22 protein-coding genes are annotated in these 25190 nt (G+C 63.0%); 11 read left to right on the forward strand and 11 right to left on the reverse strand.

Translation table 11 applies throughout. From position 1 onward, the window contains the following. Positions 1-111: 111 nt before the first annotated feature. On the forward strand, positions 112-411 hold the full coding sequence (locus tag GXK59_RS19990; protein ID WP_160669334.1) for a DUF427 domain-containing protein: 300 nt from the start codon (positions 112-114) through the stop codon (positions 409-411). Positions 412-573: 162 nt separating this feature from the next. Further along, entirely contained in the window at positions 574-1044 is a 471-nt protein-coding gene (locus GXK59_RS19995; RefSeq protein WP_237394040.1) for a carboxymuconolactone decarboxylase family protein, read from the forward strand. A 132-nt stretch (positions 1045-1176) separates the two neighbouring features. On the opposite strand, the gene GXK59_RS20000 is transcribed toward GXK59_RS19995, so the two are convergent. Together GXK59_RS20000 and GXK59_RS20005 are read right to left on the reverse strand one after the other, a co-directional pair. Beyond that, positions 1177-1857: a haloacid dehalogenase type II gene (locus GXK59_RS20000; protein WP_160669335.1), complete on the reverse strand. Its 681-nt coding sequence runs from the start codon at positions 1855-1857 to the stop codon at positions 1177-1179. A 259-nt stretch (positions 1858-2116) separates the two neighbouring features. Then, positions 2117-2506: a heavy metal-responsive transcriptional regulator gene (locus tag GXK59_RS20005; RefSeq protein ID WP_160669336.1), complete on the reverse strand. Its 390-nt coding sequence runs from the start codon at positions 2504-2506 to the stop codon at positions 2117-2119. 278 nt (positions 2507-2784) lie between these two features. Here GXK59_RS20005 and merA point away from each other — a divergent pair, with 278 nt between their 5' ends. After that, positions 2785-4227: a mercury(II) reductase gene (merA, locus tag GXK59_RS20010; RefSeq protein WP_160669337.1), complete on the forward strand. Its 1443-nt coding sequence runs from the start codon at positions 2785-2787 to the stop codon at positions 4225-4227. 476 nt (positions 4228-4703) lie between these two features. Here merA and GXK59_RS20015 read toward each other — a convergent pair whose 3' ends face one another. After that, a complete protein-coding gene (locus tag GXK59_RS20015; protein WP_160669338.1) occupies positions 4704-5393 on the reverse strand; it encodes a hypothetical protein in 690 nt (229 codons plus the stop codon). Between the two features lie 514 nt (positions 5394-5907). Between GXK59_RS20015 and GXK59_RS20020 the strand changes: the two genes are divergently transcribed. From GXK59_RS20020 to GXK59_RS20040, 5 genes are all read left to right on the forward strand, one after another. Then, the gene (locus GXK59_RS20020; RefSeq protein WP_160669339.1) at positions 5908-6594 is read left to right on the forward strand and encodes a hypothetical protein; all 687 of its coding nucleotides are present in this window, start codon (positions 5908-5910) and stop codon (positions 6592-6594) included. 640 nt (positions 6595-7234) lie between these two features. Next, entirely contained in the window at positions 7235-8197 is a 963-nt protein-coding gene (locus GXK59_RS20025) for an IS481 family transposase (RefSeq protein ID WP_160663676.1), read from the forward strand. 410 nt (positions 8198-8607) lie between these two features. After that, positions 8608-8937, forward strand: a complete 330-nt coding sequence (locus GXK59_RS20030) for a histone-like nucleoid-structuring protein Lsr2 (RefSeq protein ID WP_160669340.1) — start codon at positions 8608-8610, stop codon at positions 8935-8937. 219 nt (positions 8938-9156) lie between these two features. Beyond that, complete coding sequence (locus tag GXK59_RS20035; protein ID WP_160669341.1) at positions 9157-10149, forward strand: Abi family protein; 993 nt, start codon at positions 9157-9159, stop codon at positions 10147-10149. A 501-nt stretch (positions 10150-10650) separates the two neighbouring features. Further along, the gene (locus GXK59_RS20040; protein ID WP_160669342.1) at positions 10651-11199 is read left to right on the forward strand and encodes a recombinase family protein; all 549 of its coding nucleotides are present in this window, start codon (positions 10651-10653) and stop codon (positions 11197-11199) included. A gap of 199 nt (positions 11200-11398) precedes the next feature. Here GXK59_RS20040 and GXK59_RS20045 read toward each other — a convergent pair whose 3' ends face one another. Genes GXK59_RS20045 through GXK59_RS20060 form a run of 4 tightly spaced genes read right to left on the reverse strand, consistent with a single transcriptional unit; the run spans position 11399 to position 19446 of the window. Then, on the reverse strand, positions 11399-14623 hold the full coding sequence (locus GXK59_RS20045; protein WP_160669343.1) for a type I restriction endonuclease subunit R: 3225 nt from the start codon (positions 14621-14623) through the stop codon (positions 11399-11401). Positions 14624-14679: 56 nt separating this feature from the next. Continuing rightward, positions 14680-15759 (reverse strand): restriction endonuclease subunit S, encoded by a 1080-nt coding sequence (locus GXK59_RS20050; protein ID WP_160669344.1) that lies wholly within the window; start codon positions 15757-15759, stop codon positions 14680-14682. After that, entirely contained in the window at positions 15752-17383 is a 1632-nt protein-coding gene (locus tag GXK59_RS20055; protein ID WP_160669345.1) for a class I SAM-dependent DNA methyltransferase, read from the reverse strand. Before GXK59_RS20055 ends, GXK59_RS20050 begins: the two co-directional genes overlap by 8 nt. Further along, positions 17383-19446, reverse strand: a complete 2064-nt coding sequence (locus tag GXK59_RS20060) for a hypothetical protein (RefSeq protein ID WP_160669275.1) — start codon at positions 19444-19446, stop codon at positions 17383-17385. The genes GXK59_RS20055 and GXK59_RS20060 overlap by 1 nt, the downstream gene beginning before the upstream one ends. Before the next feature lie 243 nt (positions 19447-19689). Here GXK59_RS20060 and GXK59_RS20065 point away from each other — a divergent pair, with 243 nt between their 5' ends. Both GXK59_RS20065 and GXK59_RS20070 read left to right on the forward strand, forming a co-directional pair. Continuing rightward, the gene (locus GXK59_RS20065) at positions 19690-20349 is read left to right on the forward strand and encodes a hypothetical protein (protein ID WP_160669276.1); all 660 of its coding nucleotides are present in this window, start codon (positions 19690-19692) and stop codon (positions 20347-20349) included. A gap of 43 nt (positions 20350-20392) precedes the next feature. Then, a complete protein-coding gene (locus tag GXK59_RS20070) occupies positions 20393-21046 on the forward strand; it encodes a DUF4352 domain-containing protein (protein WP_160669277.1) in 654 nt (217 codons plus the stop codon). 246 nt (positions 21047-21292) lie between these two features. Here GXK59_RS20070 and GXK59_RS20075 read toward each other — a convergent pair whose 3' ends face one another. The 4 genes from GXK59_RS20075 to GXK59_RS20090 form a co-directional block, all read right to left on the reverse strand. After that, on the reverse strand, positions 21293-22771 hold the full coding sequence (locus tag GXK59_RS20075; protein ID WP_160669278.1) for a ThiF family adenylyltransferase: 1479 nt from the start codon (positions 22769-22771) through the stop codon (positions 21293-21295). A gap of 1 nt (position 22772) precedes the next feature. Continuing rightward, positions 22773-23153 (reverse strand): hypothetical protein, encoded by a 381-nt coding sequence (locus GXK59_RS20080; RefSeq protein WP_160669279.1) that lies wholly within the window; start codon positions 23151-23153, stop codon positions 22773-22775. Then, on the reverse strand, positions 23150-23587 hold the full coding sequence (locus GXK59_RS20085; RefSeq protein ID WP_160669280.1) for a hypothetical protein: 438 nt from the start codon (positions 23585-23587) through the stop codon (positions 23150-23152). The genes GXK59_RS20080 and GXK59_RS20085 overlap by 4 nt, the downstream gene beginning before the upstream one ends. A 96-nt stretch (positions 23588-23683) precedes the next feature. Continuing rightward, positions 23684-23917 carry a hypothetical protein gene (locus GXK59_RS20090; protein ID WP_160669281.1) on the reverse strand — a complete coding sequence of 78 codons (234 nt, stop codon included), beginning with the start codon at positions 23915-23917 and terminating at the stop codon, positions 23684-23686. 149 nt (positions 23918-24066) lie between these two features. Here GXK59_RS20090 and GXK59_RS20095 point away from each other — a divergent pair, with 149 nt between their 5' ends. Next, on the forward strand, positions 24067-25176 hold the full coding sequence (locus GXK59_RS20095) for an ImmA/IrrE family metallo-endopeptidase (RefSeq protein WP_160669282.1): 1110 nt from the start codon (positions 24067-24069) through the stop codon (positions 25174-25176). Positions 25177-25190 lie beyond the last annotated feature (14 nt).

A 25190-nucleotide genomic window follows, 5' to 3' on the forward strand; every position in this document is an offset into this window, starting at 1 on the left:
CCACCAGCAAATCATGGGTGAGCTCACGGCCAGGAAGGCCATCCGCCAGGGCCGCGGGCGCATCGTCATCCAGGACCGCGACGTCCTGTCCAAACTGGCTAGGAGTTCCTCATGATGACCGCCACCTTCCACGGCCAAGTGATCGCCGAATCGGAGCAGACGATCTATCTGGAAGGCAACCACTACTTCCCCGCGGAGTCCTTGGTGCCGGACACCTTGGAGGGCAGTTGGGTCCGGACCCTGTGCTTCTGGAAAGGTGTCGCCCGCTACCACCACGTCCGTGCAGGGGGCCACCGGGCACCGAATGCCGCCTGGTCCTACCCCCGGCCGACACCCCTGGCCCGGATGATCAAAGGCCATGTGGCCTTCGCCCCCGGCGGGGGCGTCATCGTCAGCGACCACCATCCCTGACCGCCCGCGGTTGCGCAACTGGCTATTCCCCCACGCACCACAGTTTTGTCCTGTCAATCACCCCAGAGATAAGAGAGTACCCGCATACCACGCATTCCCGCCCACACCGTTGCCACAGCACCCGAAGCCTCCCAACCGATCGCCCGGAAACTGGAGCAGAAAATGGGCAAGCTGCTGAACATCCACGCCGGCATGGCCCACTCGCCGGTCGTGATCGCCTCCTACGAGGGAATCTCTGCCGCCATCGCGGCACACGGCAGCTTCGACGCCCGCACTCGCGAAGCAATCGCCCTGGCCGTCGGAAACCAGAACGGCTGTGACTATTGCCAGGCCGCACACACCCTCTCGGCACGCCGGGCCGGACTGGACGATGAGCAGATCCTCGCGATCCGCGCCGGAGAAGTGGAGTTCGATGACAAACTCGAAGCCATCTCTTCGGTCGCCCGCGAAGCCGCGGCCCGGACCGGGAGCGTCTCCGACGCGGCCTGGCAGGCGGCCCTTGACGCTGGATGGAGCGCAGAGGAACTCTCCGAGGCATTCGCCCACATTGCGGCCAACCTTGTCACGAACTACTTCAACCACTACGCCGGCACGGAACTGGACCTTCCCGCAGTCCCGAAACTGACCGCCTAGACCCGTGGAAGGTGGAAGGGAGCATCGGCACCCTTCCACCCGGCCGGGTTTCATCTCTCAAACCAGCAGCCAGCGGCAGGGGCCGGCGGCCATCCGCAGCCGGTCCCCTCCGGCCGCCGGCCACAGTCATCGTCAGTGCGCTGCTGCCAGGGCCGCGGGAAGCTCGGTCAGGGCGGTAACTGTGAATTCAAGAGTCTCAAAGTAGCTCGGGTAGCTTCCCCCGGTCCTGTTCAGCCAGGCCGTGCGCAGCCCGGCACGGGCGGCGCCGTGGATATCCCACGGATGCACGGCGACCAACAGCATGCCAGCCAGGTCGGCCCCGGACGCGGCGGCGGCATATTCATAGGAGGCCCGGGCAGTTTTCCATGCGGGCGCGCCTTCGACCGAAAGCAGCAACTCGAACGCGTCCCGGACCCCGGCCTTGCTGAACAGCTGCTCGGCGATCCGGGCCGAGCCGTTGCTTAACGTAATCAGCCGGAACCCTGCAGCGGCGAGGGCCCTGATCCCGTCAGGGACGTCCGGATGTACCCCGAGGCCGTTCATGCCGCCCATGACATGGTCGACCGCCGCATCAAGAGGGCGGTTGAGCTCCACCCCGGCCAGGAGCCCCCGGAGTATGTCGGAGCCGATGGCGGCGAACGATCCGTTGTCTCCGCTGGCCGCCAGCGCGAAGCCGTCACGCAGCAGCGTGGCGAACCAGAGCTTGGCCAGCTCGGCCGGTGCCCCGACCTCGCTGAAGCGTTCCCCCATGGGCGACATATCCGACAGGGTTTCATTGACATCAAAGACAACGACTGAGATTGCGGTGCTCATGGATTCTCCTTGTGGTGGTCCTGTAGGTCTCCGGTGCAAGTCTGCCGCGGTCCGGAGAGAGAGGGAACCACTGGCCGCATTAATAGGGCGTATCGGGGCCGGGTGTTTCCAAGAGGTGTCAGCGCAGGTATTCCGCCAATTCCTTCCCAAATACTGCCCGGGCCGCGCGCCGATCCCCAGCTCTGTTTTCGCCGTCCTTGACGAGGTAGATGGCACTGGGAATTCAGTAGCGGAGAACTGGCATTGGCCTTGGCTCTCGTTAGAGGTAGCTGCAGATGCGTTCGGGGTCGCAGGCTGTGGGGTCCCCGGCGGCCGCGGCGTCATGGAATTCGGCGACGGTTGCCCGCATCGCGGTGAGTTCTGCGATCCGGGCGTCGAGGTCGCGGAGCTGTGTGGCCAGCAAATCCTTCACGTGGATGCAGGGGGCCTGGCCGATGTCCCGGACGGCGAGGATCTCTCCGATCTGGGCCAGGGTCAGCCCGGCCGTGCGGCCGCGGCGGATGAATTCGAGCCGGCTGACCGTCTCGTGGGGGTAGTCGCGGTATCCGTTCGGTGCCCTGTCGGCGGCCGGCAACAGGCCGCGGTCCTCGTAGAACCGCAGCGTCTTGGCCGTCATACCGGCGGCTGCGGCAGTTTCGCCAATACGCATCATGCACCTCTCGTCCAGGGGATTCCTTGTTGACCTTCCAGTTTAGTGGAAGGTCAAGAAATGGTACTGGAACACGTGCGTGCCGGTTTGGGACAGGGAACGCCTGCCTTGTCCGGGGTGCCTAGACTCCGGTGAGGACTCCGCAGTTCCCGGCCAGCGGTGGGTCGGTCTCTTGACCTTCCCCCATGGTGGAAGGTGCAGACTGGGGACGGACCCATGCACGGGGCACCGTCGCGGGCATTCCGGGACGGCGCTGCTGTACGACTTTGGAGGATTTCATGTCTGAACCAACACCTGATTTTGATCTGGCCATCATCGGCTCCGGCGGCGGAGCGTTCGCGGCCGCGATCCGGGCGACCAACCTGGGCAAACGTGTCCTGATGATCGAGCGTTCCACCGTCGGCGGCACGTGCGTGAACACCGGCTGTGTTCCCTCCAAAGCGCTCCTCGCGGCGGCCGAGGCCAGGCATGTTGCCCTGGACGCGTCCGGCCGGTTCCCCGGCATCAGCACCTCCGCTGGCGAAGTTGCCATGGCCGGGCTGATCGACGGGAAGCGCTCCCTGGTAGAGACGATGCGTTCGGACAAGTACGTGGACCTGATCGCTGACTACGGCTGGGAAATACGCCAGGGCGATGCCGTGTTGGCCGGAACGCCGGAGGATCCCGTCCTGGAAATCACCCGAGAGGACGGTGTCCGGGAATCCGTCAGGGCCGCGCACTATCTGGTCGCCACCGGTTCCGCCCCGTGGGCGCCCCCCATCGAGGGTCTGGCGGACACGGAATACCTGACCTCCACCACCGCGATGGAACTCGAGGAGGTCCCCGACTCCCTGCTGGTCATCGGCGGCGGATACGTGGCCCTTGAACAGGCCCAGCTCTTCGCCCGCCTCGGGACCAAGGTCACCATGCTGGTCCGCTCCCGCCTGGCCTCCGCGGAGGAACCCGACGCTTCACGCACCCTGATGGGCGTCTTCGCCGACGAGGGCATCCGCGTCGTCCGCCGGGCAAAAGTGTCCTCCGTGCGCACGGACCCGGACACCGGCGGGATCATCGCTACCGCGGCCGTCTCCGGAGGGCAGGCGGAATTCCGTGCCGCCAGGGTGCTGGTCGCCACGGGACGCCGGCCGGTCACGGAAGGACTGAACCTGGGCGCAGTCGGCGTCAAAACCGGGGAGGGCGGCGAGATCCTGGTCGACAACCAGCTGGCCAGCTCCAACGACCGGATCTGGGCCGCCGGCGACGTGACCGGACACCGGGAATTCGTCTACGTCGCAGCCGCCCACGGCTCCCTGATGGTGGAGAACGCATTCAACAACGCGCGCCGCGAAGTCGACTACCGGCACCTGCCCCGGGTCGCCTTCACCAGCCCGACCCTGGCCGCGGTCGGGATGACCGACAAGCAAGCCAACGAGGCCGGCATCCGGTGTGAATGCAGGGTCCTGCCTCTGGAGTACGTGCCCCGGGCCCTGGTGAACCGGGACACCCGCGGCTTCATCAAGATCGTCGCCGACGCCGACACCGGACGGATCGCGGGAATCACCGCCGTCGCCAAGGATGCCGGGGACCTCGCTGCGGCCGGTGTTTATATCCTGGAAGCCGGGATGACAGTGGACCAGGTCGCGAACCTGTGGAGCCCCTACCTGACGATGGCCGAAGGCATCAAGATCGCAGCCCAGTCCTACACCACGGATGTCTCCAAACTCTCCTGCTGCGCCTCCTGACCTTCCTGCCCCTCCACACGGATGAAGACCTCCATGAGCACGACTTCATCGACATCACCGACCGTCTGACCTCACAGGAAACCGGCATCGACCCCGCACCCTCGCTGTCCCTGCTTGGACGAGCAGTGACGAATGGCTCCCACCGTTGAACCTCGTCTAGCCCCAAGCCGTCTGCATCAGCTCACGCCGTTAATGATTCCCCGTTGGTAACCGTCGCTCGGACTGTTACTGGAGGGCTTTCCGGTAAATCGGAGGCCTAGTTTCCCCGGTGGTACTTCTCATGGTTCACAACGGACGCCCATCACGTCCGTACCGATCCATGAGCAAGAGCCGGCGAGTATGCGTGGATCGGAGAACTTCATCCGCAGGTAGACCTACATATCCGAGGAGGCTAGTGGCGAGAGCATCAGAAATATCCAGCAACGGGGAGATCATAGACACGAGTAATTGGGACCAAGGACCCGACAGCCCGTGCGTCAGCCAAGAGCTTGAGTGTGTGGCCCCCGAGTTAAGCCCCACGCGTAATGGACAAGCGGTGTGTACTTAAGGCTCAAATCCGTACTCTTTACGTTAACGTTAGCCAGGTTGTTGCCACAGCGAACGTTGATTGCGTCTCCTTTCCCGTTTAGCTTCACTTCCAGCCCGATCCCAACGAAGTGTTCTACTGCCCCGTCTCTGCCCCTCAAGGCTTTCTGCAGATCTCCCCTGTTTCCTAACAAGTCGTTAAAAATACGAAGAAGTGGGATGCCACCTTGGACCGTTGCAAGGAAATCTGCGGCGCAGCGGGCTAGCCTCGCTTCCGCAGCGATACCAGGGTCTGCCAGTGAACACATCCGCAAAGAGGCGTCGTGTATGGCACGGACGCAATTCATGGCAGGCAAATCAAGCATTTGATCATCATCTAGTAGCGCCACGATTCCGCGGGAATATTCATCGGCCGCGGCCAGCAGCGAGGCCACCGTTCCCACCGACTCGGCAAATGCTGCCACCACCGTGTCGGGATGTTCATGCTGACGGGCCCACTCCTGATCACGCGACGCTGGTGAACCGGCAGGAGGACTAGCAAGAATGTCGAGCGCTTGCGTCGCGGCTGTCGCGACAGTTGCTCTTTGCTGCTCCAGGATGCGCTGAACTAGAAGACGCAGATCGGGGGCTTGGACTGACATTGAGTCAACATACCTCTGAATGTCGCTAGCGGCCTTGTGAGGGGAGTCAATAACAACCATTTCTGAAGTGCCAATCTCTACGCCGGCACTGCCGGGCAGCCGACCGTAGGCTGGCACACGAACAGAGGCCTAGGTAGGCTGGGCGGACTCAGGCAACAACGTATTCGGGTGGTCGCTAATGACGCTGCGGTTCGCGGGATATTTGCATCTACCAATGCCCCTGCAGGTAAGCCCGGAGGTCTTGGGGCAATCGTACAACTGCCTTATCGAGGGGGCCTCGGTTACTATCACATTCCCGGTCCTTGCACCTGGAGGTGATATCGGCGCTCGACTTGAGCCGCCCTACCCAAGCCAGCGTTGGGAGTACACGAGGTCCTGGGACCAAGACGGTGAGAGCCCTTGGGGAAGAGTGAGCATAAGCCTCGTTTCCCAGGATGGTAGCCGTGTCCGCATCCGCGCCGTCGGCGTCGCCGGTTTGGCCTTCCGGGCGGACTGTCCCAATTGGGGGCAGGACATGAAAACCGAAGAGGTCGGCGTACGCTTTGAGCAGCTTTTCGAGCTCTGGTACGGTCTCGCGCGACAGTGGTTCGAACTCTGGACGCCGCAAGACCTGGTTAGCCGCGAGCTGTCCCTCCATCCGGAAGGTCAGCTGTGGCTGGATGATGAAAATGGCGCAGTGCAGATGCTTACTGGATGGCATGGGCCGCTGGGCGCCGTCCAACTCCTCGGCGACGACCAGGTGCTGACATCAGATGCCGTGGCGTCAGGTTTCGATCGCGCGAGTGCCGGCGAGGCACCTCCCCTCGAATGGTTGCTCTACATGAATGCGTCGCGCAACAAAGATCGTCGGCAGTCCGTTATTGAGGCTGCTTCCGCCGCTGAAGTGGCAGCACAAACGGCATTCGCTAAGAAATTAGGCAACGACATATCGGATGATGTGGTCCAGATGCTCATCACGCAGGCCAATGGCTTGGTCGGCCTTACCAGCGTGGTACGAGGATTTGGCTTAGAAGTCCCGAGCAAGAACGCCATCCAGGAGAAACTCTCGAGGGTCAGGAATATGGCGGCGCATAGAGGGGCGACTCCCGAGGAGGAAGAATACCGGGCCGCTCTTGGCGTCGCGCGCGCCATCATCAGCGCAACTTCTCCGATGCCCCTCCCAGCTGGGTCCTATGCGCGAGAAGTCCCAGGCGTCTCCTAAACAACAGCTTCTGACCGCCGGCACCGGCTAGCACCGAGAAGGCGAGCGAGCATAGGGCGCGAATGAAGTCATTGGAACACCCCCCTGGCGGAGACGAAGGTCAATAATGACCCTTTGTGAATGTACTTGGTACCTGCCTTGTGGGGATGAGGAATAACCCGCTGTCGGCCCGTCACAACTCGTCCCCGCAATCATGCAGCCTCACCTGATGGTTCAGGGGTTTTTGACTAATAGGGATGGGATCAAACTATCTATGCCAGGAGCACGTACAGTCTCGTCCATGAACGCGGAATTCTGGGTGGCTGTTGTGGCTGTTCTTATATCGGCTGTGGCTTTGGTTCGGGGAGAGCTCCATCAACGCCGCCGGCCGTCGCATGAGGCCCAACACCGGGCCGTTGACAAGATCACGGAGGCCCTGTGGCCCGTTCACGTTCTGATCGAGCATGCTGACGTGCGAGTCCCATCAGCTGCTGAGATCAGCAAAGTCATGCGGGAGTTCGAATGGGAGTGCCAGTACTGGGAACCGATGCTGCCAACAGGCGCTAGCTGTACTCGGCCAGGACGTTGGTTACATGTTGAAAAGGGTGAAGACCTCTTAGGTTGGTGGTTACCACACACACCTAACGACTAAGAGGTCTTCATGGTCCACCGTAATGCCCGTCTGACTCCTGCCGGTAGAAGCATCCTTGTCCAGCGTCTTCTGGGCGGCCGTCCCGTGGCGCATGTGGCGAAGGAAATGGGTGTTTCCCGCGCATGCGCCCACCGGTGGCTCAAGCGCTATGTCGAACACGGCTGGGACGGGATGGAGGACCGGTCCTCACGCCCGCATTCGTGCCCGCACGCCACCCCCGAGGCGAAGATCGAGGACGTGCTCGCGGCTCGGGAGAAGCACCGCGAAGGCCCGGTCGAGCTGGCCGAACGCTGCAAGGTCCCGGCCCGCACGGTCTCTAGGATCATCGCCAGGGCCGGGCTGCCCCGGTTGTGGGAACTGGACCCGATCAGCGGCGAACGCATCCGGGCCGGCCGGGCCACCGACCACCGTTACGAACGCGACACCGCCGGAGAGTTGCTGCATATCGACGTCAAGAAACTCGGCGGCATAGCGAACGGCGGCGGCTGGCGGGTCCATGGCCGCAGCGAAGCCGTCAGAGGCCGCGGCATCGGGTACGACTACGTCCACGTCGCCGTGGATGACCACTCCCGCCTGGCCTACGTTGAGGTCCTGCCCGACGAGAAAGGGCCGACCTGCGCCCGGTTCCTGACCAACGCCGCGGCGTTCATGGCCGCGAACGGGGCACCGGTGCGCGAAGTCATGACCGACAACGCCCTGGCCTACATCCGGTCCGCGGACTTCGCTACGGCCATCGCGGATCTCGGCGCCAAACACCGGCGCACCAAACCGCGCAGCCCGTGGCAGAACGGCAAGGCCGAGCGGTTCAACCGCACTCTCCAGGAAGGCTGGGCCTATAAGAACGCCTATGACTCCAGCGACGACCGCACACAGGCCCTCACGGGCTGGCTAGACTTCTACAACCACCGCCGCAACCACAGCGCCCTCGGAGGACGACCACCCATCAGCAGATGTAACCAACCTGCTGGCTGAGTACAGCTAGACACCTGCGCGTAAGTATCCGTCAGGCGCTAGCGAATTGTTTCGGTTCCCCGGCGGCAATCGCTGTAGATCCAGCAGCTGACAGCGCACCCACGAAAACCTTTGACCGATATTGGTGGGGCCTCGCCTGTACTTATGTCGAACATGCCCAGAAGCGCTTAGGTGCCTGGAAGGTTCAAGAACGGCGCCGCCCCCTGGAGATTGCCTATTTCGCTAATTGGCGCAAAGAGGGAGACGCGCTCCATAACCGAGACCACGCTGGGAAATTGAAATAGTGACCTCCCGCGCCTGACGGTTGTTCTGCCGTCTTGATGATGCTGGAAGTGAAATAGTGTAGAGGGCGAGGGCTGGCGTTGGCTGTGGGGGAGACGACAGCATGAACCACGAACGAAGGACCCCTATTGGCCCGCAAAATCCATGTCCAGCTGATCGATGATCTTTCCGGGGAGGATGCCCAGGAAACCATTCGGTTTTCCCTCGATGGCACCGACTACGAAATCGACCTCTCAGCAGATAACGCCGCCGAGTTGCGCGGAACGTTGGAACGGTACGCCACGAAGGGCCGGCGTCTGCGCGGCCCGACCGGTCCCAAGACCGGCCGCGCCCCGTCGATGAGTAGAGACGAGACTCAGAAGATCCGCAAGTGGGCAACGGAGAATGGATACAACCCCAGCCCCCGTGGACGCATCAGCCAGGCCATCGAACGAGCCTATGACGCTGCCCAAGGATAGAGCCCAACACTCAGGCGAAAGCGCTGTCCTGAAGTGAAATGGGGCGCTGTCGGAGACACGACGTAGGCCCGCTGTGATCGGCGTTCGGCTTCCCAGATGGCTCAAGCCAGGGGCGCTATGCCATGCCCTGACTACTGGGCAGTTCGTGATACGGTTTGTTCATCATGATCAGCCCGCTCGCCTCACGGCTCGGGCTGATTTTCTTTAACCAGGGGATTCGTGGCTGAGTACACAAAGCAATGGCTGTCGGTCGAGGACCAGGTCAAAAAGCTTGCCTTGCGCGGCGTCAGCATTCCCGAGGACCGGAGCGGTGTACAACTGCTTTGCGCGGTTGGTTACTACCGACTTACCGGCTATCTCTACCCATTCCGTGAGTCGGAGCCGTACGTGGACGATATCGGTCGTCCACGGGTACGGGTCCTCAACCACTATCGGGTCGGCACTTCCATGCGGGACGCCGCGGAACTCATCGACTTCGACCGTCGACTGCGGATGCTCATCCTTGATGGAATCGAGAGGATTGAAATTTCGCTCCGCATGCAGATCGGGTATGTCTTGGGCAGACGTTCGGCCTTTTCCCATCTCGAACCTGCCACGTTCGTAGGATCTTTCACGGATACACAAGTGGATCCGGCCACGGGAGGACCAGCGCCGAGCAAACACGAGCAATTGATCGCCCGGATGCGAGAGCGACAGAATGGATCCGACGAGGCCTTTGTGGCCCATTTCCGAGAGAAATACGACGACCAGATGCCGATTTGGGCGCTCACGGAGATCATGGAGCTGGGGCACCTCAGTCGCTTATACGTTGGACTGACGAACTCGATCGCCACGGAGATCGCCACCGCCTACGCGGTACCGTCGAAGCGAGTGATGAGTAGCTGGATTGCGAGTCTGAACTATGTGAGAAACGTGGCTGCCCACCACGCCCGGATTTTTAACCGCAAACTTGTTACTGCGCCGAAACGGCCGAGTAAGGGGCAAGTTCCTCTCTTGGATCATCTAAGGGATGAAGAGTCGTCGAAGCAGGTGTTTGGTCTGTATAACGCCCTGGCCGTGATGGCATACATGCTTCGTGTGATCGATCCCAGCGGCGGCTGGACCGAACGCCTAGTCGAGCTCGTCGGCTCGTTCCCTCGAGCGGGGCATTTGACCAAGCATTCCATCGGAGTGCCTGATGACTGGACAAGCCTGGAACTTTGGCAAGCCTAGGCGCTGCCGGTACGGACCTGGGAGTGCCGGTTCCTCCGTGAAGAACTACGGTCGTTCCCGGATTTTTGGAGGCCTCCTTCCCGCAGACGCCGCGGCAGGTATTCCGTCCTCCGTACACGCCCGGACGTATGTCGCGGTGAACCGCTGCCAGGGAAAGCTGCGGCTGCCTCGGATGGCGTTTGCGGATCAGCCCGTCGATCACCCCTTCCACCGATGGCGTCAGCCGGCCGCCCCGAATCGGCCAGGGATCAGATGCGTGACCCTGCCGGTGCCGCGGCTGCAGCGGTCGATATCGGCGGTGTGGCACTGCCCCGCATCCTTGACACCACGTCAGTCTCATAAACGATCCATTACTGAGACAGCCGGGTCATTTTCCAGGAGTGTCAGAAGTGCCGGAGATCCCGCGGTTCGACACGGACCGTCGCTGTCTCAAAAACCGTCCAACAACCGGTAGTCTCACAACGGTAAATTGTTCGGGATTAAGAGAATTACGGGATGGCCATGGCTGTAATCGGGTACGCGAGAGTTTCCACCACGGAACAAAACCTCGATCTGCAGCTCACCGCACTCCAAGCTGCCGGCGCAGTTCGGACCTTTGCCGACAATGGTGTCAGCGGATCCACGATGGAACGCCCTCAGCTGTCTAAAGCTCTTGACCGGCTGGAAACCGGCGACGTACTCACCGTGTGGAAGCTGGACCGCCTGGGGCGCAACACCCGGCACGTCCTGGACATCATCGAGACTCTCCGGGAACGGGGAGCGGGGTTCCGCTCCCTGACCGAAGGCCTGGACACGACCGGGCCTATGGGCACGGCGATGCTGACGATCATGGCCGCATTCGCTCAGCTGGAGCGCGACACGATGATCGAACGCACCAGGGCAGGACTCGCCGCGGCCGCGGCCAACAACCGCCACGGCGGAAGGCCCCGCAAAATAGACGACGCTGCCGCTGCCAGGGCCAAAGAACTCAAAGGCAAGGGCATCAGCGCCTCTGACATCGGCAGGATGTTCGGAGTCTCACGCGCCACGGTCTACCGATACCTTATATAGGCATATAGGCATCACGGACCGGGGCACCGAGAACCCGGCGATGACATCCAAGCGGTTCGCCCGCTGTATGTTCCCGCCCGCCTTACCAAGCTTGTTTGGACATTAAGAACCGCTGGGGTCCTAACCCAGGCAGGAGCACGTGCAGCCGCCAAGGCATTGAAAAGGCACACTTTGACGGACCTTAGTAAGCAGCTTCGAGCTAAAGCCGTGCCTCCGCAAACCGTGGCGCCATCGATTCCATTTGTTCCATTACCAGCTTGATTGCCTCGGGCTGCTTGTCCGGTGGATACCCGTTGATCACTAGAAGCCGTTTGATGGATGCGCGAAGTTTCGCCCGGACGTCGTCCCGGACCGTCCAGTCGGTGCGCACATCGCGCTGCATGACGCCAACGAGCTGCCGAGCGATCTCGGCCAGCTTCCCTTCTCCCTGGACCTCCACCGCGGACTCGTTCTGGGCCACCGCGTCGTAAAACGCCAGCTCATCGGAGTTCAGCGGGGGAGTGAACTGGGCACCGCGCTGCCCCTCGGCCGCCACTTCCCGGGCCAGCTCCACCAGCTCCGCTATCACCTCCGCGGACGTGAGCTGCTGGTTGGTGTATTTCTTCATCAGCTCGCTGATCCGCTCGGAAAACGCCCGCTGCCGGATCACGTTATTCCGTGTCGTCTTGGCGGACTCGTCGGCGATCAGCTTCCGCAGCGCCTCGATGGCCAGCTGCGGATTCCGGGCCTGCTGGGTCTTGGCGATGAACTCCGGAGTCAGGTCATCCAGCGACGGCTTGGGCATGCCTGCCGCTTCGTAGATATCCAACACCTCTCCGGACGACGTTGCGGAGGCAATCAGCTCTCCCAGCAACCGCTGGATTTCCTCCGGCACCGGCTCGCCGCTGGCCTGCCGGTCCGCGGCGTCGTACTTAGCCATCCAAACGCGGATCTCCTCGTACACCTGAATCTCAGGCCGCAGCTCGGCCAGCGTCTCGGAGCCGGAACTCAAAGCCCACGCCCGGGACAACTGGCTGGAGAACCTGCGGTACCTCGCGGCCCGTGACTCTTCGCCCTCAGTAGGCTGATTGCCGGGCGTGCCGGGGCTCCGCAGGTAACTGACTGCACCGGTGACGGCGTTCAGGAACGCCTTGGGGCCGCCCTTCATCAGCACGGCCTTCCAGTCGTATCCTGCAAGCAGCTCCCGCAGGGAGTCCACCAGAGAAAGCGTCACGCCAACGGCCTCATCGATGTTCCTACCCACCGGCTTGTTTGTCCGGTCGGACTGCGTGTACTCGCCCAGCGCCTTGGCCAGGTTCTCCGCCAGCGGGGCATAAGCCACCAGCAGCCCGTCCTGTTTGCCGCGGAACGTGCGGTTCACGCGCGCCAGGGTCTGCATCAGCAGCGCACCCTTGAGCGGCCGGTCCAAGTACAGGGTGTGCAGCGGCGGGGAGTCGTAGCCGGTGAGCATCATGTCCTTGACGATCACCAGTTCCAGCTCGTCGTCCACGTCCTTGAGCCGCTCCTTCACCACAGCGTTCAACGAGTCGCGGCGGACGTGGTCGGAGACCGGCGGCACATCGGACGCTGTACCGGAGTAGACCACCTTGATCTTGCCCTTGGCGAGGTCGTCGGAATGCCACTCGGGCCGCAGGTCTACGATCGCCGTGTACAGCTTCGCGCAGATCGCCCGCGTTCCGCCCACAATCATCGCCTTGCCCGGCGCCTCGATGAACTTGCCCATCCGGGCGCTGCGGTTCTCCCAGTGCGCCACCAGATCGGCGGCCAGCGCCGCGATCCGTTGCGGCGCACCGTAGACGGCGTTCACGACGGCGACGCTCGCCTCGATGCGTGCCCGCTCGGTGTCGTCCAGACCCAGCGTGGCTTCGTCGGCTGCCTGATCCAGGATCTCCTCCGTGACGTCCGAGGCCAGCCCAACTTTGATGAGCCGCGGTTCGAAGTACACCGGCACCGTGGCGCCGTCGTCCACCGCCCGGGAGAGGTCGTAGACGTCAATGTACTCACCGAACACATCCTGGGTGTTGCGGTCATCAAAGGAGATCGGCGTGCCGGTGAATGCGATCAGCGTCGCGTGCGGCAGCGCGTCTCGGAGGTGCCGGGCGTAGCCGTCCAGGTCGTCGTAGTGGGAACGGTGCGCCTCATCCACCACCACGATGATGTTGCGGCGCTCCGACAGCAGCGGGTGGTCGGCGCCGGCGTCCTTCTCCGACTTGCTGCGGCCGAACTTCTGCAGGGTGGTGAAGTAGATGCCGCCGGTGGTGCGGTTGCTCAGTTCCTCCCGGAGCTCGGAGCGCTTCCGGATCTGCTTGGGGGACTCTGCCAGCAACAGGCTCCGGTCAAAGCCCTCGAACAGTTGGCCGTCGAGTTCGTTGCGGTCTGTGATGACGACGACGGTCGGGTTCTTTAGCTGGGGGCTCCGGGCCACCAAGTTGGCGTAGAGCTCCATTTCCATGGACTTGCCCGAACCCTGGGTGTGCCAGACGACGCCCGCCTTGCCGTTACTGGCCACGGCCTGGATGGTGCTGCCCACGGCCTTGGTCACTGCGAAGTACTGGTGCGGCTTGGCGATGCGCTTGCTGAGCCCGTCCGATCCCTGGTCAAAGGCGGTGAAATTGCGCGTTAGCTGCAGGAACCGCTCCTGGTTGTAGAGTCCCTGCAGTGCCGTTTCCAGAGCGGTGACAGCTTCGCCGTCCTCCATGTACCCCGGCGCGACCGGCACGCCGTCGTCGTCGACATTCCAAGGTGAGAAGTGGTTGAGCGGGGTGAACGGCGTGCCGTACTTGGCCTGGATCCCGTCGGAGGCGAGCGTAAACACGCAAAAGCGGAACGCCATAGGGAATTCGCGCAGGTAGGTCTGCAGCTGGGCGTGCGCAGCGGCGACGTCGGCCGTGGCGCTGCCGGCCTTCTTCAGTTCGATGACGCTCACCGGCATGCCGTTGCAGTAGAGCACGACGTCGAAGCGGCGTTTGTAGTCGCCCTGCATCAGGGTGACCTGGTTGACGGCGAGCCAGTCGTTCTGGTCCGGGTCCGAGCTGAGCAGGTGGATGGTGGGGTTGGCCTCGTTGCCGTCCGAGTCGATGTAGCTGAGCCGGTAGCCGTCCACGAGATAGTTGTGGAGGCGGTGGTTCTCGGTGATGGCGTCGTTTGACTTGGGCGAAACGATCTCGGCGAGTGCCTGCTGCAGGTACTGGATCGGAACCGTCGGGTTGAACCGCTGCAGCGCCGCGAGTAGCCGGGGCCGGATTAGGAGGTCGTCCCAGGAATCGCGTTCGCCCTGGCCGGGCGCGATGTCCTGGCCGGTAGCTGGCCGCCAGCCGAGCGGCTCGGCCAGAAGCTCCTGGGCCATACCCTCCCAATCGGCTTCGGAAAAGGCTACTGCCGGTGCTGCTGTCACGATGGTTCCCCCTGGTTGAGCGGATGTCATGCTAAATGTCGTGTGAAGGTCCTGAGCCGGACAGGCTGCGATGAGCCTGTCCGGATTCATACCCCAGCGTCCTCCAAAACTTTGTGGGCATCCTTGACCCGTAGCTTGCCGGACATGAGCTGGGGGAGGAGCGCATCACGCAGAGCAAGAAGTCGCTCGTTTTCGACGCCGGCGCCGTGCAGGATTCCGAGGATAGAGCGGTGGCGTCGTTCGAATGTGCGGCAATCCTCAATCGCCGGGATTACGATGCTCTTCTTCATCAGTCCTTGCCAGTGACGCTTGTATTCCTCGTGCTCCTGAAGCCCTTGCAATGCGCAGTAGAGAACCAGTGATGGTATTCGATCGCCTACAAAGGGAATCGTGTTCGGTCCCACAAAGAAACTCCGGGCGGAGATTCGAAGCTTGCACGTGTGATCTCCGAAATACAGGATTGGAGCGCTTGTATGCGCGTCAAGATATCCGTCCCCGTTGACGTAGCCCAGGAAGCCGGACTCACTTTGATCAAATACTGGGAACTCCCCTTGAGGAAGCAGTTCCGGCTTCGTGATGCTTCTCTGTTGTGTGACTCGCCGGACAATTGTCTCGACCAGAACCGGTTGCGTTGCCGCGTTGCCTGCCAGGTCCTGATAGGAGGCCCGCAGATACTGTTCAGCGGTGCTGCACAATAAAGTGTTGGCGGAAGTCTTTTCGTCGAAAGCTCCGAGAACTTCGGCAATCGCTCGCTGGTCGCCGGTAGAAGGGACTCGGACTCGTATCGAGTCCATCGCCGCACGGGTGAGCTTGGGCTGGGTCGAACCCGTCAGATATCCAGCGATATCCGTGACGGCTAGGAGGTAAGACAAGAAGCGTGTATCCGTATTGTTGTTGCCCCGCACAACATGGGCGTGATTGTTGACCCAGAATTTACCTCGGGCGAGAAAGGCAATCGGTGTGGAGCGTGATCTTAGATTTTCACCGTCTTCGGCAATCAATAGGTAGTCGCCGTCGTAAATGAAATCGTCCACCGAGTCGATGACACCAGACGCCCCAAAATATGGATAGGGACCAGGCCTTCGCTCCGCTGTCTTGACAGGCTTGCGACGTGCGTCGAAATTCTCTGTGAGTTCACCGAGCGTAGCGGATCGCCATTCAGACATCTACCCTCCCCAGTTGCTGGCGCACAACCCCAGCCAGCCGCTCTGACTCCTCAAACTGCTCGAACAGCGCCTTCGATAGCCGCGCTATTTTCAACTCGATCGGCTCGCCGTCGTCCTCCACATCAGCCGCGCCGACATACCGTCCGGGCGTCAGCGCGTAGTCCGCAGCCTTGACTTCCGCGAGGGTGGCCGAGTAGCAGAAGCCGGCTTCGTCGTCGTACGTCAGACCGGTTTCAACTGCAGAGGCTGTCCCGCGCCAGGCGTGGTAGGTGTTGGCGATCTTGGCGATGTCGTCATCGGACAGCGCACGCTCGGCGCGGTCCACCATGTAGCCGAGGTTGCGGGCGTCGATGAAGAGCACCTGGCCCGTACGGTCGACGGATCCGTTCTTCCCGACGGTTTTGTCCTTCGCGAAGAACCACGTGCAGACGGGGATGCCGGTGCTGCGGAAGAGCTGGGTGGGCAGCGCGACCATGCAGGAGACGAGGTCTGCCTCGACCAGCTGGGCGCGGATCTCGCCCTCGCCGCCGGAGTTGGACGACATGGAGCCGTTGGCCATGACAACGCCTGCGCTGCCGCCGGGGGCCAGCTTGGAGATGATGTGCTGGATCCAGGCGTAGTTGGCGTTGCCGGCCGGAGGCACGCCGTACTTCCAGCGGGGGTCGGATTCCGAGCGAGCCCAGTCTTTGATGTTGAAGGGCGGATTCGCCATGATGAAGTCCGCGCCGTTGTTGCCGGTCAGCTCGGGGTGCTGGTCACGGGCGAAGGTGTCACCCCAGCGGGAGGCGAGGTTGGCGTTGAGGCCATGAATGGCGAGGTTCATCTTGGCCATCCGCCAGGTGCGCTCATTGAGCTCCTGGCCATAGACGGAGATATCCGAGCCCTCCATGTTGTGCGCCGCCAAGAACTTCTCGGCCTGGACGAACATGCCGCCCGAGCCGCAGCAGGGATCGTAGACACGGCCGCTGTGGGGTTCCAGGACCTCGACCAGGACACGGACCACGCCGGCGGGGGTGTAGAACTCGCCGCCGCGCTTGCCCTCGGCCCTGGCGAACTTCTCCAGGAAGTACTCGTACACCTCGCCGAGCAGGTCGCGGGCCTTGCTGGCCCCCTGACCGGTGAAGCGTGCGGAGTTGAACAGGTCCAGCAGCTCGCCGAGGCGGCGCTGGTCCACGTTGTCGCGGTTGTAGATGCGGGGGAGCGTGGCGGCCAGGGACTTGTTGTCGGCCATGATGAGTTCCATAGCTTCATCAATGAGCTGTCCGATCGACTTGGGCTCGGCTCCGTCCATCGCAGGCAGACCCTTGGCGTTCTCGGCCAGGTAGGTCCAGCGTGCCCGTTCCGATACCCAGAACACGCCGCGGCCGGTGTACTCGTCCACGTCGTCGATCAGCTGGCCGATCTGCTCCTCGTTGAGCCCATCGGCCTCCAGCTCGGCCTGGATCTGCCCGCGGCGCTCTTCGAAGGCGTCCGAGACGTACTTGAGGAATACCAGGCCCAGGATCACGTCCTTGTACTGGGAGGCATCCATAGAGCCGCGCAGCTTGTCCGCGGCCTTCCAGAGGGTGTCCTTGAGTTCCTTCATGGTGGACGGGGCGAGGTCCACCTTCAATTTCGGGGGCATTACTGGATTCCTTCGGTCTGTGGTTCGGCGAGCATACTGCTGTGGTCTGTCAGGGTGAGGCTTCCGCCCGCTAGGCCGTCCGTAATCAGGGTAGCGAGTTCTTCGAGTCGCTCGAGGCGTTCGCGGGCTTCTTGCTGCTGGTGTTGTAGCAGGGTGAGGGATTCCGCCAGATTCCGACGTTGGGCGTCCGGGATGCGGCGCAGGCGCCACTGGCGCCAGGACTTGTCCGCTGCGGGGAGCCTGTTGATGTCCGCGGCGACGACGTCGGGGAGCAGCCCTCCGGGGTCGCCGGCGTCGATCCGCAGCACCCGGGCGGGGAAGACGACGGCGGAGCCACCTTCGACGTCCACCAGTGCGGCGGGTCTTGGGCTGGTGCAAAAGACGACGTCGCCAGATTCGGTGAGCCGGCCGGAAGGATTACTGGCGGCGAAGTCCAAGAGGCTGATGTGCCTCCTCTGCGTGCCGTTCGGGTCGAGCAGTTCGGCCGGTCCCAGGACTCGTGTCCCGCCGCTTGGCGTCAGGTCCGAAGCCTCGAGCCGGTTCCCTTTGATGTATCTGAGGTTGCCGGCGGCGATGAGTTCCTGGACGGAGACGGGCCGAGCCTTCGTGTTCGGATCTCCTGGGAGCACCGCCACCGCAGCTGACTGTTCGGTTCTGCCGGCCTGCAGCATGCGCACGAGTTCCTCCACCCGAACGGCTGCACCCGCGCCGGAGAGACTCGGAGCCGAGCCGTGGGTTGGCGCTACCACCAAGGACTTCCTACTGGCCAGCAGGAGACGGGTCTGTACCAGCCGGGCGAAGCGGAAGGAGTGGGCGCGGATGGTGGCGCGGGCACCCATCGACGCGACAATATCGCTGATGAGGTCCTGACTGACGTCTTCTGCGAGGTCGCGGGTGCTGATATCAGCCACCATGGTCCACCGCTCGGCAATGGGCACCTCAGCGAACGACGGCCCCAACACCCACAGTGCCTGGGCTTCGCGGGGCTTGGAACGCAGCAGTCCCTGCGGCAGCCGCACGATGGCACGCACCCGGCCGGTACGCAGAAGCCCCGACCGGAGCCCAGTGGCGCCGGCGGCCAGCGGCACATCACAGAGAACCCGGGCCGGGGCGATGATGACCGCCCGCTGCTGATCGTCTATCTGCAGGACAAGATGCTCCACCGCCAAGAGGATCTGCGCCGCGTCCATTCCGGGTTCACCCGGGGACGGATACTGCGCCACATGCACTACAGGTCCGTGGACGGCGAACTCTCCACTCGGATCGACACGGATCTGCCCGCCGTCGACACCGTGGACGCGCAGGCGGCGACGCACCAGGCGGCCCGCGCCGCCGCCGTCGTCCGCCGTCAGAAAGGTGACGGGAGCACCTTCGCCGGCAGCGTTCGCAACGCCTATCAGAAGGTCGCTGCCGCCGCGTGTGGAGTCGGCAAACACGGAGTTCCCGCCGAGCGTCGCGGCCAGTTCGACGACCGCAGCGGCCACCAGCCCCACGGTAGATTCGGTGAGGGCGGTCTCCGAGTGCTCCCGCAGCCCCGCCCGGAACCTCGCGGCAAGCAGTTGCTCGAAGGCCGCGGCCGCGTTGTAGGCACTGTCCACCAGCCGGTCCGCGAACGCTGCCGTGGAGGCGAGCGACGCGCCCTTGGCCTCCAGCTCCGAATAGAGGAACCAGTCATCGGGGTCGCATTCGTCCGCCAGATCCAGCAATTCAGCTGTGCTCAATGTCCCCAGCGCTCGGCCGGTCATTGCCTTAAGCGTCAGCAGGGCGGTCAGGGCGTCCAGCGTGGTTCCCTGGGCGCTGCCGTCTGCGGTGCCGGGCACCCGGGCGAAAGCGGCGGCGTCGCCCACGGCTTCCGGGTTGTTCCCCCGTCCCGTGGCCGCCAACCAGCCGGCGACCTGATCGGCGTCGAACAGGTCGCGGCCGCCTTCCAGCGCTGCGGGCTCGGGAAACGGACGAACCGACCCGGCGCTGCGTTTGCGCCACATCGACACGACCGGGCGCTGGACCTGCGCCAGGGCAGCCACGTCCGAAAGGGTCATGCGCAGGGCATCTGCTTCATTCATTTTCCGCCTCCTTACGACGTCGACCCCCAGCCTAACCGGACGGGTGAATCCCTCCTTGGAAGTGCTGATAACCGGGGTTATCAGTGATCTTCGAATATTCCTATGCCGGGCCGCCGTAGTTTCGATTCTGCAGCTGCCAGGGAATTCTCCGAGCTGCGACGGCGGCGGCGGCGGGGAACCACGCATTGGGGGATCGGTATCCTGCCGCCGTTCGGCAGCCACCCGAGATCAGAGGAAGAGAGCATGTTGAACACCGAGACGAACGAGCCAGCGGAAACACACCTCAAAGACGTGCTGCACGAAGGGAAGTCTCCTTCTGGCCAGGCAAAGCCGGCACAGAAGCGACGGATCTTCGCTGCCGTCGCCGTCCTCGCCCTGCTGGCCGGTGCCACCGCCATCGGCACCACGCTGCCGGATCCGAAATCCAGCGACGCCTACGCGGCGCTGGCGGCGGAGAAGGCATCCGTGGAGTCCGAGCGGGACTCGGCCGAGTCCAGCTATGCCTCGATGAAGTCCAAGTACGACACACTGCAGAACGGCATCGCCGCCCGTGAAGCCAAGCTGACTACTCGGGAGGCCGAGGTGGGTAAAGCCGATGCTGCTGTGAAGACAGCGGACGCCGCCGTCAAGGTTCGCGAGGATGCTGTCACTGGCGCTGAGAAGGCCAAAGCGGCCAACACCGTAGCGGACGGTACCTGGACTGTCGGGGCCGATATCGAACCGGGCACCTACCGCGCTGTCGAGGCCGTGGGTTCTTCCTGCTATTGGGGCATCTACCGGAGCGGCAGCAACGGCGGCGACATCATCGAGAACGACATTCCCGGTGGAGGGCGCCCTGTCGTGGCCCTCTCGGTCGGCCAGGACTTCAATTCAACCCGCTGCGGCAAATGGGAAAAGCAGTAACTTCCGGCATTCCCATCATTCATTCACCCTAGGAAGGCACGACATGTCCCACGAGAATTCCGAACAGCCCTTTGCAGGCGCGAATGCTGCGCCCCAGTCCCGTCCGTTCTTCAAGAAGAAGCGGATCCTCATCCCGGCAGGCGTCCTGGTGCTCGGCATCGCCCTTGGCTCCTGCTCCGGTGGCACCACCAAGGCCAGTGATGTCAGCCCCGCCGCGGCGCCGGCCTCGACTGCCGCGGTAGCCTCCCCGGCCGTTACTGCTGCTCCGGCAGTTGCCGCTCCGGCGCCGGCACCGACAGTTCCTGCCGGCCCGTCGATTGGTGCACCGTTCAGCGTCAAGATGGGCAACGGCGACATCGCGAAGATCACGATCGTCTCTGCCGTGCGGACGGACGCTGTTTCCACGACGGCATTCGCCACCGCGGCGAAGAACGGCAGCTACTTGCTGCTGGACGTCCTCTGGGAAACAGAATCGGGTAGGACCAGCTCCAACCCGTTCTACTTCTCGGCCAAGGACGCTGATGGGCGCAAAGCCGATCTGAGCCTCTTCGCGGACAACCAGCTTGGCTCCGGCGACGTTCTGCCGGGTGACAAGACTCGCGGATTCATTGCTTTCGATATTGCACCGGGTGCTTCGACCGTGATGATCTCCACCCCGCTGATGCAGGAAGCCGCACGGATCCAGATCCCCGGGTAAACCAGACGGGACTGCTGAAGATTTGCTTCACGGAACGCCGCCATGGAGCGATTAAATCCTCCAGGCCAACTGTGCGAAAACCGCCAAACCGAGCTGTGAAAAACCGCCATTCTCGGCTAACGGTCACACCCGCAGTGGTCGCCGAGTCAACGAGACGCGTCGCACGCCTGGGGTTTCGAGCCCCTTGCCGGGCGCGAACGACTTCCGCGGGTCGACCCATGACGAGTCGACCCGCGGCTGTGTCCCCTACTTGAGCCGGGAGATCGCGCGCTGCAGGATATCCTCCGCCGCCGCGAGGGCGCGAAGGCGGAAGGGGCTCTTCTTCGTCGCACGTTCGTAAACGATGGCCCGCCAATCTTCTCGGTGCTCGGCGATCGGGGTGCGGGTATCGCCGGCGGTGGTCGCGTTCTCGTAAGCACAGTAGGGGCCAGAGGTCGCGACGGAGTGCTCGAGTGTGTGCGTGGAGAGGACGTGACGCAGCGGCGCCGGGACGCCGCGGCCGCCCGGGTGGGCGGTGAGGCTGACGAACTGTGCCAGAAGGGCGGCGCTGACGCTCGCGGAGAGCGCGGCGACGTTCTGCCGGGAGGGAGCTTCACGGTGTGCTCCCGCGATGTATTCCGGGTCGTCCAGTAACCCCTGTTTGTCGAGGGGGATGTCGCCGATCACGAGCTGGCCGAGGCAGGCCATACACGGGCGTCCGGGAACAAGCGTGTGCGCGCGCCAGATGCCGTTTCGCATGCGGCCGTCCGGGAAGGTGTCGAGCGCAATACCGCCATCGATTACCGGAATGAGGTCGGTGTAGGCGAGTGCATTCAACACCGCTCGCGGCCAAGGGCGGTCGACGCAAGAGAAGATGACGTCGTAGTCGAGCGCCGCGCTAACGCCCACGGGGTCGGTGATGCTGACCTCGTGGTTATGAATCTCGAATGATTCCGCGGTCGCGGCAGATTTCATCAGGCGCGAGGCTACTTTGACCTTGGATCGACCGAGTGCGGCGTCGAGGCGGGTCGCACCGATCATGCGGTCCAGGTTCACCGTCTCGACGGCGTCATAGTCCATCACGCCGACCGTCGCGAGGCCCGTCGCGGCGAGCCGCTGCGCGACGTCGAGGCCGACGCTGCCGCCACCGACGACGAGGACGCGCAGGCGCGCGATCGAGCTCTGAGTACGCTCGCCCCACGACGAGACCGTCCGCTGCTGTGAACGGGTGATGCTGGGGATTCGACGGATCTCGTTGTTCCAAGTGACAGCGAGCTTCGGAGATACCGATCGCACAGACTCCGCCCAGGTCGGTGCGCTCCGGTCGAACCAGAACCGGGCCGACCAGGAGGTATCGCGGCCGCCGAGCGTCATCCCGAGGAGTGGCATTTTCGTAATCCCGCGGGCGACGCGCTCGTACTCGGACTCCGTCTCCCAGTCCATGTCGCTGAGTAGCTGCCAGCCGCGAGAGCCCGGATGAGAGTGCAGCAATGCGAGTCCATGGCCGGCGGCGCGTGCCTCATTCGACGCGCGGAGCACGTACCCACTTGTGAACGAGGCGTTCCCATGCACGAGCCGCTCGCCCTCGCCGGGGAAAACCACCGACTTAATGAGCGCCGTCGTGCGTTCGACACCGGTGGAAAGGACGTACGTCGCGGCAAGCACGTCCTCCTGGCCGTCCTCGCGGATGAGGTGGTCACGCATGGCCGCTTCGACTTCACCAGTCATCGCTACGGAATACCGCATGTCACGCCGCCTTCGGGATTGCGATCGAAATGAAGCCCCGCACGTGCCGGAGCCACGCGAGAGCCGGCGGCATCGACATGTCGGTGTAGCTGAAATCGCGGGAATGCCGCTTCCATCCAGGCTGGCAGTCGATGTCATCCATATTCGTCTCAGGGAACGCGACCGAGTCAGGGAGGTGGATCCAGTGCGGAGGGACCATCGGCCAGCTCTGCACCTCGGACACGCTGACGCCGGTCGTCATAGTCTGCCCGTTGAGGGCGCCACCTACCGCGACGACATCGTAGAGAATGCGGGGTCCGTCGGCCCGAGCAGTGGCACCCAGGGCAGTCATGTCATTGATGAATTGTTGGGTCGGCCCGGTCAGGCCGATCTCATTGCTCACGCGACCCCTCCGACATGCTTGGCGGTGACGAACTCGTCCCCGTTCTCAATCCTCACGATCTGCTCGTCACGGAACGCCTCCGTGCCGCCTGCGGGCATGATGCGGGCGAGGTCGTAGCCGGCCGGGTCGACTCCGGCGAGGCGGAGCAGCGCGGCGGCGGTCTGGTCGTCGTCGTAGCTGCTTTGCGGCTCGCCGTCGATGGTGAAGCGAAGCCTCTGGCGGGAGACGAACCGATCACCGTCCTTCAGGTTGATGATCTGGCCGTCGCGGATCTTCTCCTCGACGCCGTTTTTCTTGACGAGGAAGAGGTCGGAGATCTTCGGGTCGCGTCCAGCGAGGCGCAGCAGCGCTGCGGCCTCCTGGTCGTCATCCCGGGTGGTGAATGCCTTGCCGTCGATAAAAATCTGCTGAGAGGTGGTTGTGTGGGGGGCCATCGGGCCCTCCTTCCTTGTAGCGTGTCGCTCCTACTTCCGGCTGGAAGCAGGTAGCATATACCTGTCGGGTAAATCCGACTTTACCATAAGTTACGTTTACCAAAGAGGTAAAGCTTGCAACTCGCGTGGATAACTCCTCAGCTTGAGGGCGCTTGCGTCTCGGGAGCGCACCTGCGCGCTGTCGCGGATGGTCAGGTAGCGGCGGCTGAAGACCTCCTGCACGTCGTCGCGCACGCCCCACAGCTCGAAAACCTCGTGACGTTTCAGAGCGTCCGCGTAGGCGTCAAGGCAGGGAATCTGACTCTCTCGATCGAGGAGGTTGAGATGCATGTACGTCCGCTCAGTTCCGATGGGGTTCCGCGAGCTGTCTTAAATCGGTCAGCATTGCCCGATCACGCTTCTTCGCAAGCGCTACTCGTCCAGGACTTCCACATTCGCGGCCGGTCGATCCTCCGGCCCGCGATCTGAATCGAGACTCCATGACCACTTACATCGCCACAGACACGCAGTTCGACTTCGCACCCCGGCCCGGTCGCCTGCTGCAACGCGAGCTCGACGCTCGCGCGATCAGCCAAGCGCAACTCGCCGCCCGTACCGGGCTCAGTACTAAGCACATCAACCTCGTCATCAAGGGAACGGCCCCGCTATCTCCCGATGTCGCCGTCACTCTGGAACAAATTCTCGGGACTTCCGCCGAGACCTGGCTCCACCTGGAGGCAGCACACCAGGCACACGAGGCTCGAATCGAGAGGCGCAACGCTCTCGCTGGATTCGTAGACTGGGCGAGTACCTTCCCCCGCCAGTTACTCATCGACCGCAAAGTAATAGACAGGGCAGATTCCGGCCCCGATCTCGCGGCAAAACTTCTTGCTTTCTTCTCGGTGGCGTCTCCTAACGCGTTCGCGAAAACCTGGCTTGAGCCGCAGGCGTCCTATAAGCGAAGTCAGATCCATTCCATCGATCCGAACCTGACGGCTCTCTGGCTGCGGTTATCGGAACTGCACGCGGGCGATCTCATCGCAGAGGCCCCGACGTACGATTCTGCAAAGTTGCAAGCAGCGGCCGCCCTACTTCCTAAGCTCACCGTCCACGACGACGTAGGGAGAGCATTCACAAAAGCGCAAGAACTTTTGCTCGGCGCCGGTGTCGTTCTGGTATTTGTCCCAGAAATTCCGAACACTCGAATTAGCGGTGTATCACGCTGGATAAACGGAACGCCAATGATCGCGGTGACGAGTCGATACAAGGCTCTCGACAGCTTGTGGTTCACGCTTCTGCACGAAATCGCGCACGTACTTCTTCACCCGAAAAGAAGCACGTTCATTGATGTTGATGGGTTCAAGGCTGACGACGACGCGGACGCACAAGAAACGGCCGCCAATGCCTTCGCGCAAGACCATCTCATTCCGCCGGCCTACAGGGCACAACTTGCAGCAACGACGACGGTAAAGGGAATCGTCTCCCTTGCTAATGTGCTCGGTGTTTCCCCCAGTCTGGTTGCGGGTCAGTGGGCGTTCCGGACCAAGACCTGGGGCGGGCCGATCGCAAAGCTGCGGAAGAAATTCGATCTCGCGGACTTGCTCGCGTAGGACTCAAACTATTG

Source organism: Pseudarthrobacter sp. ATCC 49987 (assembly GCF_009928425.1).
Classification (GTDB): domain Bacteria; phylum Actinomycetota; class Actinomycetes; order Actinomycetales; family Micrococcaceae; genus Arthrobacter.

Excerpts from the sequence above, each read along its gene's own strand:
- GXK59_RS19990 (WP_160669334.1), top strand. The coding sequence starts at position 112 with ATGATGACCGCCACCTTCCACGGCCAAGTGATCGCCGAATCGGAGCAG.
- GXK59_RS19995 (WP_237394040.1), top strand. The coding sequence starts at position 574 with ATGGGCAAGCTGCTGAACATCCACGCCGGCATGGCCCACTCGCCGGTC.
- GXK59_RS20000 (WP_160669335.1), bottom strand. The coding sequence starts at position 1,857 with ATGAGCACCGCAATCTCAGTCGTTGTCTTTGATGTCAATGAAACCCTG.
- GXK59_RS20005 (WP_160669336.1), bottom strand. The coding sequence starts at position 2,506 with ATGCGTATTGGCGAAACTGCCGCAGCCGCCGGTATGACGGCCAAGACG.
- merA (WP_160669337.1), top strand. The coding sequence starts at position 2,785 with ATGTCTGAACCAACACCTGATTTTGATCTGGCCATCATCGGCTCCGGC.
- GXK59_RS20015 (WP_160669338.1), bottom strand. The coding sequence starts at position 5,393 with ATGTCAGTCCAAGCCCCCGATCTGCGTCTTCTAGTTCAGCGCATCCTG.
- GXK59_RS20020 (WP_160669339.1), top strand. The coding sequence starts at position 5,908 with ATGAAAACCGAAGAGGTCGGCGTACGCTTTGAGCAGCTTTTCGAGCTC.
- GXK59_RS20025 (WP_160663676.1), top strand. The coding sequence starts at position 7,235 with ATGGTCCACCGTAATGCCCGTCTGACTCCTGCCGGTAGAAGCATCCTT.
- GXK59_RS20040 (WP_160669342.1), top strand. The coding sequence starts at position 10,651 with ATGGCTGTAATCGGGTACGCGAGAGTTTCCACCACGGAACAAAACCTC.
- GXK59_RS20045 (WP_160669343.1), bottom strand. The coding sequence starts at position 14,623 with ATGACATCCGCTCAACCAGGGGGAACCATCGTGACAGCAGCACCGGCA.
- GXK59_RS20050 (WP_160669344.1), bottom strand. The coding sequence starts at position 15,759 with ATGTCTGAATGGCGATCCGCTACGCTCGGTGAACTCACAGAGAATTTC.
- GXK59_RS20055 (WP_160669345.1), bottom strand. The coding sequence starts at position 17,383 with ATGCCCCCGAAATTGAAGGTGGACCTCGCCCCGTCCACCATGAAGGAA.
- GXK59_RS20060 (WP_160669275.1), bottom strand. The coding sequence starts at position 19,446 with ATGAATGAAGCAGATGCCCTGCGCATGACCCTTTCGGACGTGGCTGCC.
- GXK59_RS20065 (WP_160669276.1), top strand. The coding sequence starts at position 19,690 with ATGTTGAACACCGAGACGAACGAGCCAGCGGAAACACACCTCAAAGAC.
- GXK59_RS20070 (WP_160669277.1), top strand. The coding sequence starts at position 20,393 with ATGTCCCACGAGAATTCCGAACAGCCCTTTGCAGGCGCGAATGCTGCG.
- GXK59_RS20075 (WP_160669278.1), bottom strand. The coding sequence starts at position 22,771 with ATGCGGTATTCCGTAGCGATGACTGGTGAAGTCGAAGCGGCCATGCGT.
- GXK59_RS20085 (WP_160669280.1), bottom strand. The coding sequence starts at position 23,587 with ATGGCCCCCCACACAACCACCTCTCAGCAGATTTTTATCGACGGCAAG.
- GXK59_RS20090 (WP_160669281.1), bottom strand. The coding sequence starts at position 23,917 with ATGCATCTCAACCTCCTCGATCGAGAGAGTCAGATTCCCTGCCTTGAC.
- GXK59_RS20095 (WP_160669282.1), top strand. The coding sequence starts at position 24,067 with ATGACCACTTACATCGCCACAGACACGCAGTTCGACTTCGCACCCCGG.